6 protein-coding genes and 2 pseudogenes are annotated in these 7,351 nt (G+C 70.0%); 1 reads left to right on the top strand and 7 read right to left on the bottom strand.

The window, feature by feature from the left end; all coding sequences use genetic code 11:
• Positions 1 to 148: pseudogene (locus tag F3J14_RS35945) on the top strand (lytic transglycosylase); the annotation flags it as partial.
• 72 nt (positions 149 to 220) lie between these two features.
• Here F3J14_RS35945 and asnB read toward each other — a convergent pair.
• The 7 genes and pseudogenes from asnB to F3J14_RS32370 form a co-directional block, all read right to left on the bottom strand.
• Positions 221 to 2,188, bottom strand: coding sequence for an asparagine synthase (glutamine-hydrolyzing) (gene asnB, locus F3J14_RS32400; protein WP_166726392.1), 1,968 nt, complete (start codon positions 2,186 to 2,188; stop codon positions 221 to 223).
• Positions 2,189 to 2,443: 255 nt separating this feature from the next.
• On the bottom strand, positions 2,444 to 3,475 hold the full coding sequence (locus tag F3J14_RS32395; protein ID WP_166726391.1) for an EscU/YscU/HrcU family type III secretion system export apparatus switch protein: 1,032 nt from the start codon (positions 3,473 to 3,475) through the stop codon (positions 2,444 to 2,446).
• A 24-nt stretch (positions 3,476 to 3,499) separates the two neighbouring features.
• Complete coding sequence (sctT, locus tag F3J14_RS32390; protein WP_166726390.1) at positions 3,500 to 4,312, bottom strand: type III secretion system export apparatus subunit SctT; 813 nt, start codon at positions 4,310 to 4,312, stop codon at positions 3,500 to 3,502.
• Positions 4,306 to 4,983: a hypothetical protein gene (locus F3J14_RS32385; protein WP_166726389.1), complete on the bottom strand. Its 678-nt coding sequence runs from the start codon at positions 4,981 to 4,983 to the stop codon at positions 4,306 to 4,308. Before F3J14_RS32385 ends, sctT begins: the two co-directional genes overlap by 7 nt.
• Positions 4,976 to 6,361 carry a type III secretion system ATPase SctN gene (gene sctN, locus F3J14_RS32380; RefSeq protein ID WP_166726388.1) on the bottom strand — a complete coding sequence of 462 codons (1,386 nt, stop codon included), beginning with the start codon at positions 6,359 to 6,361 and terminating at the stop codon, positions 4,976 to 4,978. Before sctN ends, F3J14_RS32385 begins: the two co-directional genes overlap by 8 nt.
• Entirely contained in the window at positions 6,358 to 6,987 is a 630-nt protein-coding gene (gene sctL, locus F3J14_RS32375) for a type III secretion system stator protein SctL (RefSeq protein WP_006762149.1), read from the bottom strand. Before sctL ends, sctN begins: the two co-directional genes overlap by 4 nt.
• A pseudogene (locus tag F3J14_RS32370) lies at positions 6,969 to 7,351 on the bottom strand (bcscK); the annotation flags it as partial. The pseudogene F3J14_RS32370 and the gene sctL, both read right to left, overlap by 19 nt.

Genomic DNA, 7,351 nt, shown 5'->3' with positions numbered 1-7,351 from the left:
CACGCCGCCCGAACGCGCGCGGCGGCTCGCGTCGCCCGCGGCATCGGCCGACGCGCCGTCGTGCCATGCGCGCCCGGTCGTGATGATGTGCCGCGGGTTGTCGGCAAGCCAGGCGAAGCGGCTGTGCGTGCGGTGTCTCGATCAGTGAGCGGCGACACGACACCAGCGTGACACCGGCGTGACGTGCAGGAGATGACGCGGCACGCCGCGTCTTCGTGCATCATGCGGCGCGCTGATGTTCCAGCCACGCCTGAAACATCAGCACCGTCCACAGCTGGTGCTGCCAGTTCATCCGGCCCGACTGGTGCTGCCGCCACAGCCGCTCGACCGCCGCCGCATCGAAGAAGCCCTCGTCGCGCAGCCGCGACGGCTGCAGCAGCGCGTCGGCCCAGTCGCGCAATGCGCCGCGCAACCAATGATCGACGGGCGCGCAGAAGCCCTGCTTCGGCCGGTCGATCAGCGACGACGGCACGTACTGGTCCAGCAGCCGGCGCAGCAGCGCCTTCGACTGCCCTTCCGGCAAACGCACCGACGCGGGCACGCGCCACGCGAATTCGACGACGTGATGATCGAGGAACGGCATGCGCGTCTCGAGGCTCACGGCCATCGCCGCGCGGTCGACCTTCGCGAGAATGTCGGTGGGCAGGTACGTGAGCGTGTCGATCGCCATCGCCTGCTCGGCGAAGCTCAGGTGCGGGGGCCATGCGGAGACGGTATCGAGCGGTGTCGGCGGCTCCTGCCCGGCGAGCGCGATGCGCTCCGGATGATGGACCGACGACATCAGCAGCCGGTACAGCCCGATGCGGCTCTCGGCCGTCATCACATGGCCGAGCTTGTGCAGCCGGTCGCCGATACGGGTCGCCGATTCGCGCGCTTCCACGCCACTCCATGCGCCCTGCGCGACCGCCGCGAGCTGGTCCGCATGATCGGGGCGCAGCGCGTGCAGCGCGGCGGCGATCCGCGCGCGCACCGCCGCCGGCACGCGATGCAGCTTGCGCCACAGGCGCGGCGTCAGGAAGTAGCGCGTATAGCCGCCGAACAGCTCGTCGCCGCCGTCGCCGGACAGGCTCACCTTCACGTGCCGGCGCGTCAGCTCCGACACGAGGAAGGTCGGGATCTGCGACGCATCGGCGAACGGCTCGTCGTAGATCGTCGGCAGTTTCGGCACGACGCCGAGCGCATGGTCGGCCGTCACGTAGAGCTCGGTATGCCGCGTGCCGAGATGGCGCGCGACCGCCTTCGCATAGCCGGCTTCGTCGTAGCCGGCCTCGTGAAAGCCGATCGTGAACGTGTCGACGGGCTTCGTCGACTGCGCCTGCATCAGCGCGACGATCGCCGACGAATCGACGCCGCCCGACAGGAACGCGCCGAGCGGCACGTCGGCTTCCATCTGCCGCGCGACGGCCTGACGCAGGATCGCGTCGAGCTGCCCGACGGCCTCGTCGGCGTTGCCCTCGAATGGCCGCTCGCGGCCCGCCTCGATCGCCTGCTCGAGCGTCCAGTACGCGCGCGCGGGCGACGTGTCGCGCGCATGCTCGAACTGGATGAAGGTGCCCGGCGGCAGCTTGCTGATGCCGCGATAGATCGTATGCGGCGCGGGCACGCTCGACTGGCGCAGGTACAGGCAAAGCGCGTCGCGATCGATCGTGCCGTCGAAGCCCGGATAGTTGCGCAGCGCCTTCAACTCCGACGCGAATACCAGTGCGTCGCCGATCCGGCCGTAGTAGAGCGGCTTCTCGCCGATCCGGTCGCGCGCGAGCGTCAGCACCCGCGACGCGCGATTCCACAGCGCGAACGCGAACATGCCGGTCGCGCGCCGCAGCGCCGCCTCGACGCCCCACGCGACGATCGCCGCGATCAGCACCTCGCTGTCGGAGTGGCCGCGCCACGCCGGTGCGCGACCCGCGCGCTCGAGCTCCGCGCGCAACTCGCGATGGTTGTAGATTTCGCCGTTGAAGACCATGACGTAGCGGCCGCACGCGGATGCCATCGGCTGCCGGCCATGGACCGACAGATCGACGATCGCCAGCCGCCGGTGGCCGAGCGCGATACCGGCTTCCGGGTCGACCCAGATGCCCTGCCCGTCCGGCCCGCGATGCGCGAGGCTCGTCGTCATTCGCGCGAGCGTGCCGCGCGCTGTCTCCTCATCGAAGGCGACGCTATTCAAAAAGCCGTCGATTCCGCACATTTGATTTGTCTGCCCCTGTTGACCTGTCCCATCAGCGGCGGCGCGACTTCGCGGCCCGCCGTCCCACTGACGGTCGAGCCATATTACGAAGAAATAAATCAGCAATAATTCATGGGTGAATGTCAGCCGAGCCTGGAAAAAAAACGGCGTCAAGTGCCGCGGGTACGGCCGGCTGGCCGGGAAATAGGCCCGCATCGCGGCGAAGCGCGCCGGCCGCGCGCAGGCCGGCGTTCCGGCCCCGATACCTCGCCCGCGTCAGGCAGCGCCTGTCGCCCACTTCAGCAACTGCGCGACCTCGCGGAAATGCTGCTGCTGGATCGTGCCCTTTTCCGGCGTGCTGTCATATAGCGCGTGCGCGAGGCCGGCGTTCGCGAGCGTCGGACGCAACGCGTCGCGAGCGAGCCGCACGATCCGTTCGGCCGCCTCGCCCTCCCCGCGCGCGAGCACCCACGGCAGCGTGCCGATCCCGCCGTAGTAGAGCGCGACCGCGACGCTCGGCGAATAGACGACCACCGACGCGAAGCCGATCCGGTCGGGCAGCGACGAGAACTGCGCTTCGCGCGCGAGCTGCCGGCGCTTCGCCTCGATATGCGGGTCGCCTTCGTCTTCCTTGTGCTCGCGCCGCACTTCCTCGATCGACATCTTCATCTTCTGATTGAACTCGTGCCGCTGGTGCACGATGTCGATCAGCGCCATCACGATATAGATCAGCGCGGCCCAGCCGAACAGCAGCATCAGCAGCTTCACGATCAGCGCGAGAATCGACATCGGCCGCGTGAAGCCGGACTGCACCGACGGGTCGAGCGACTCGACGATCAGCCAGCCGAGCGTCGCGGCCAGCAGCACGGTCTTCAGCAGCATCTTCGCGAGGTTCACGAGGTTGCGCATCGACCACATGTTCTTCAGCCCCTCGGCCGGATTGAGCCGCGACAGCTGCGGCACGAGCCGGCTCCACGCCATCACGCCGCCCACCTGCACGAAGCCCGCGAGCAGGCCGGCCAGCAACCCGGCCGCGACGATCTGCGCGGACAGCATGGCCCAGTCGCGCGCGGCGCCGTCGATCAGCACCGCGAGCCGCGCGGACGGGTCCGCCGCGCCGGCCGCGTCGAACACGAGCCGGAACAACGCCTGCAGCCGCGCGAACAGCGTGCCGAGCCCCACCGCGAGCGCGACGCATACGCCGACGAAGAACGCCGACGAGATCGTCTCCGCGCTCTTCGGCACATCGCCTTTCTGGCGCGCCTCGCGCAGGCGCTTCGCGGTCGGCTTCTGGTCCTTTTCGGCCATGGTCGCTCCGGCTCCGGCGGCCCGTCACGCGCCGCCGCCGTGCGCGGCGAACAGCGCACGCAGCAGCGCCATCAACCCGCTGTCGGGGCTCAGCAGCGCATGCAGCGACGCGTACACCACCGGCAGGAACAGCACCATCATCAGCACCGCGAGCGCGCTCTTCACCGGCTGCGCGAACACGAAGATGTTCAGCTGCGGCACCGCGCGGCCGACGAGGCCGATGCCGAGCTCGACGAGCACCAGCACGATGATCACCGGCGCGGCGAGCTTCACCATCCATTCGAAGATGGTGTCGGTCTGCCGCACGACGAAGGTCTGCAGCATCGACGAGAAGTCCGGACCGAGCGAGCCGATCGGCCACCACGCATACGACTGCGCGAACAGCTGCACGAGCACCTGCAGGCCGCCCGCTGTGACGAACAGCGCGATCGCGACGAAATTGAGGAATCCCGACGTCGGGCCGCCCTCATGGCCGCCCATCGGATCGAAGAACGCGGCGCTGCCGCTGCCGGTCTGGAAATCGATCAGGTAGCCGACGCCCTGGATCGCGAACAGCACCGCGCTGAACGCGCCCGCGAGCAGCATGCCGACCACCGCCTCCTTCGCGACGAGCAGGCACCACATCAGGAACGGCAGCGCGGCGACCTGCGCCGGGTCGATCACCGGCGCGACGAACGCGGCGATCACGACCGCGATCCCGTTGCGCACGAGGCCCGTGATGATCTGCTCGTTGAACACCGGCACGACGAACATGATCGGCAGCAGGCGCGGCATCACGTAGAGCAGCGGGCGCAGCGTGCCGGCGATGTCGTTGAAGTTCGCCGCGTGGTCTAGCATCGGCGCTCCGCGGCCGTGGGTGCGGTGTCGTCGGCGGGGGCGGGGGCGGCAGAGTCGGTCGAATCGACCGCGTCGGTTGCGTCTGCATCCGCATCCGCCGGTCGCGACCTCATCTGCGCATCGAACGCGGCGGCCATGTCCGGCTGCCCCGCTGCGTGACCCTCCGCCTCGCCCGCCCACACGCCGGCTGTCGCGAAGCGCCGCACCGCGTGCGCATCCGCGACTTCGTCGGCGTCGCGCTCGACCCGCGCCGCGCGGGCCTGCAGCGCCTTCTCGCCGGCCTTGTCGAGCTTGTCCTCGGCGGCCTTCGCTTTGCGCGCGGCGCGCTGCAGGTCGGCGAGCGCCGCCTCGTGATCGCGATGCACGTGCGTGGCCTCGCTCACCGACGCGTTCGCGACGCCGATATGACGGTCGAACGTGCGCGTGTCGGCCGCCGCGTTCTGCAACGCGCGCGCCTCGCGCACGTCATCGGCGAGCCGGGTCTGGATCGCGGCCTTCGCGGCGACCTGCTGCGCGAGCTGCGCCTGCGCGGCGTCGAGCGCGCGACGGCTCTGCGCGGCGATGCCCTGCTGGCGCGCGGCCGCGACGCGCGCGATCTGGCTGCGCATCTCGCGCACGCGCTTCAGGCGTGCGAGTGTCGCGAGCACGAGGCGGTCGTCGGCTTCAGACATGGTCGTTCGCGAGTTTCGTCAGCTTCGCGAGCAGCGCGTCGAAGCGCACGTCCTCGTGCGAGCCCTGCGCGCAGAATGCACCGATCGCATCGCGTGCACGCAGCGCGAGATCGCCGAGCCGGTCGCTGCCCTCGCGATACTCGCCGATCTGCACGAGCAGCTCGATTTCCTGATACTTCGCGATCAGCTCGCGCACGCGCGCGGCCGATTGCTGATGCGCGCGGCTCGCGACGAGCGGCATCACGCGCGACAGGCTCGCGAGCACGTCGATCGCCGGATAGCGGTTCGCGAGCGCGATCTTGCGCGACAGCACGATGTGGCCGTCGAGAATCGAGCGCACCTCCTCGGCGATCGGATCGGATTCCTCATCGCCTTCGACGAGCACCGTGTACAGCGCGGTGATCGAGCCTGTCGCGCCCTGCCCCGCGCGTTCGAGCAGGCGCGGCAGCACGGCGAACGTCGACGGCGGAAAGCTGCGCCGTGTCGGCGGCTCGCCGCTCGCGAGGCCCACCTCGCGCTGCGCGCGCGCGAAGCGCGTGAGCGAGTCGACCAGCAGCAGCACGCGCTTGCCCGCATCGCGGAAATGCTCGGCGATCGCGGTCGCGACCAGCGCGGATTTCACGCGCTCCATCGCCGGACGATCGGACGTCGACACGACGACGATCGAGCGCGCACGCACTTCGGGCGACAGGCTGTGCTCGATGAACTCGCGCACTTCGCGGCCGCGTTCGCCGACCAGCGCGATCACGTTCACGTCGGCCTGCGCGCCGCGCGCGATCATCCCGAGCAGCGTGCTCTTGCCGACACCCGACGGCGCGAAGATGCCGACACGCTGGCCGATGCCGAGCGTCATCAGGCCGTCGATCACGCGCACGCCGGTCGGAAACGGCGTGTCGATCATCTTGCGCGCGAGCGGATTGGGCGGGTCCTGCTGCGTCGATACCCACGCGGCGCCCGTCACCGGCCCGCGATCGTCGAGCGGCCGGCCGAGCCCGTCGAGCACGCGGCCGAACAGCGCTTCGCCGACCGGAAATACATGCTCGCGCCCCGACGGCACGACGGTCGTCTCCGGCGACAGGCCGGCCACGTCGCCGAGCGGCGTGAGCAAGGTGGTCTGCCGCGAGAAACCGACCACTTCGGCGAGCAGCGTCGGCTGGTTCGGCGTGCGCAGCTCGCAGATCTCGCCGAGCCGCGCGCGGATGCCCGTCGCGTTGAGGATCTGTCCGACAGCATGATTGACGCGGCCCTGCACCGACACCGGCGAGAAGAACGCGAGCCCCGCATCGAGGTCGCCGACGAGGCGGCCGCGATCGAACGGCGCGGCATCGTCGTCGCTGCCGCCATCGAATGGCTGCGGATCGTCGAGCGGCCCATTCATCGCGTCGTGCCCTTCAGCGCGTCGCGGCGGATCGCCTGGCGCAGCGCGTCGATCTGCAGGTCGAGGCTCGCGTCGATGCGCCCGGACGGCGTCTCGACCGTGCACGCGTGACGTTCGAGCTGCGCATCCTCGACAATGCGGATCCGTTGCCGGTTCGACTGGCCGGCGAACGCGCGCTCGAGCGCGTCGCGCATCTCGTCCTGCCGGCCGGGCGCGACCCGCACGATCAGGAACGCTTCGTCGCGCACGAGCGGCGCGATCCGCGCGAGCGCGGCCTCGTACAGCTTTTGCGTGCCCATCTCGCCGACGATCGCGCGCACGGCCTTCACGACGATGTCGGCCATCGAATCCTTCATCGACTCCATCGTGCGCGCGGCGGCCAGCGCCTGCGTATAGGTCTGCGCCGCATGCTCGCGCTGCGCGCGGCGCATCCCTTCGTCGTAGCCGGCCGCCTGGCGCTTGTCGAATTCGCGCTGCGCGTCGGCGACGATGCGCGCGGCCTCGTCGCGCGCGGTCGCGATCACCGCGGACGCATCGAGCAGCGCCGCGTATTCGCGCTCCTTGAGCACCTTGCGCTCCGACAGCAGCTGCAGGTTGTCGCTCGTGATCAGAAAAGCCAGTCCCATGACGCAAGCCTCTCGGGAATCAGAAACAGGAACAGCAATTCGCCGAACTGGTCGCGCTGCGCGCGGTTGAGCCAGTACGGCGCCTCGTCATCGATCGCGCGGTTGAATTTCAGGCGCACGCGCCGCGCGACCGCGTCGCCCGCCACGCCGATGAAATCCGCGAGCAGCCGGCCGCCACGGGCCCGGATCACGACCGGCAGCGCGGCCGGATCGGCACGCCACGGCTCGAGCGTTTCCGCGAGCGCGCCGAATTCCGGCGCGCGCTCGAGCGCGAGTTCCAGCGCATCGCCGCCGAGCTTCGCCGCGACCTCCGCGCGGATGCGCCGCGCGGTCAGCGCGTCGCGCAGCCAGCTGCGATGCAGCA

Source organism: Burkholderia sp. Tr-862 (genome assembly GCF_011753085.1).
Taxonomy (GTDB): domain Bacteria; phylum Pseudomonadota; class Gammaproteobacteria; order Burkholderiales; family Burkholderiaceae; genus Burkholderia; species Burkholderia ambifaria.
The sequence above is the reverse complement of the archived record's forward strand: the minus strand, read 5'-3'. Positions and strand labels throughout refer to the sequence as shown.

Excerpts from the sequence above, each read along its gene's own strand:
- F3J14_RS32395 (WP_166726391.1), bottom strand. The coding sequence starts at position 3,475 with ATGGCCGAAAAGGACCAGAAGCCGACCGCGAAGCGCCTGCGCGAGGCG.
- asnB (WP_166726392.1), bottom strand. The coding sequence starts at position 2,188 with ATGTGCGGAATCGACGGCTTTTTGAATAGCGTCGCCTTCGATGAGGAG.
- sctN (WP_166726388.1), bottom strand. The coding sequence starts at position 6,361 with ATGAATGGGCCGCTCGACGATCCGCAGCCATTCGATGGCGGCAGCGAC.
- sctT (WP_166726390.1), bottom strand. The coding sequence starts at position 4,312 with ATGCTAGACCACGCGGCGAACTTCAACGACATCGCCGGCACGCTGCGC.
- sctL (WP_006762149.1), bottom strand. The coding sequence starts at position 6,987 with ATGGGACTGGCTTTTCTGATCACGAGCGACAACCTGCAGCTGCTGTCG.
- F3J14_RS32385 (WP_166726389.1), bottom strand. The coding sequence starts at position 4,983 with ATGTCTGAAGCCGACGACCGCCTCGTGCTCGCGACACTCGCACGCCTG.